The 683-nt window shown below is 68.1% G+C and carries 2 protein-coding genes; both read left to right on the forward strand.

The features are described from left to right. Window positions 1-411: phage terminase small subunit P27 family (locus ACFORG_RS19795; protein ID WP_386737301.1), on the forward strand; the 411-nt coding region annotated here is incomplete at its 5' end. Between the two features lie 75 nt (window positions 412-486). Continuing rightward, the coding region (locus ACFORG_RS19800; protein WP_386737302.1) for a recombinase family protein at window positions 487-683 on the forward strand (197 nt) is incomplete at its 3' end.

Here is a 683-nt window from a genome sequence, read left to right on the forward strand (position 1 = left end):
AAGGAATGGCGCAGGCTCGCCACCCCGCTGCACGAGGCGGGCATCCTGACGCTCGCGGACCGGGCGGCACTGGCCGCCTATTGCCAGGCCTATGCCCGCTGGGTCGAGGCCGAGGAGAAGCTGGCGGAGACGCCGATGCTGCTGAAAACGCCCAATGGCCATGTCCAGCAATCGCCCTGGCTGACGGTCGCCAACAAGCAGCTGGAGCTGATGAGCCGCTACATGTCCGAGCTGGGCCTGACCCCGGTCGCGCGCACCCGGCTGGACCTCGCGCAGGCGGGCGATGCCGACCCCGAACCGCTCCGCGTCGTCCGTATCATCGCCGAGCCGCCCCGCATGGGCACCGAGCCCCGCGTGACCCGCCATGTGCCGCCCCTGGAGATCGATATCGACCCGGCATCCGGCAAGTGATCCTCGATGTGCCGCTACACTAAGGCGTTGGTTCGATGTACAAACCTGCCAAACCAACGTTGCGCAGGTCTGTACATGGTCCCCGGCACACCCCCGTCGCCACGGCTCGTCGCCTACGCGCGCGTCTCCACCGCGCGGCAGGGCAGGTCCGGGCTGGGGCTCGCCGCACAGCGCAAGGTGATCAATGACTTTGCGGCATCAACAGGTGCAGATGTCCTCGCCCGCTTCATCGAGGTCGAGAGCGGGCGGAAGAACGACCGCCCCCAGCTGGA

The sequence above is a fragment of the Lutimaribacter marinistellae genome (assembly GCF_042648365.1).
In the GTDB taxonomy this organism is placed as follows: Bacteria; Pseudomonadota; Alphaproteobacteria; order Rhodobacterales; family Rhodobacteraceae; genus Lutimaribacter_A; species Lutimaribacter_A marinistellae.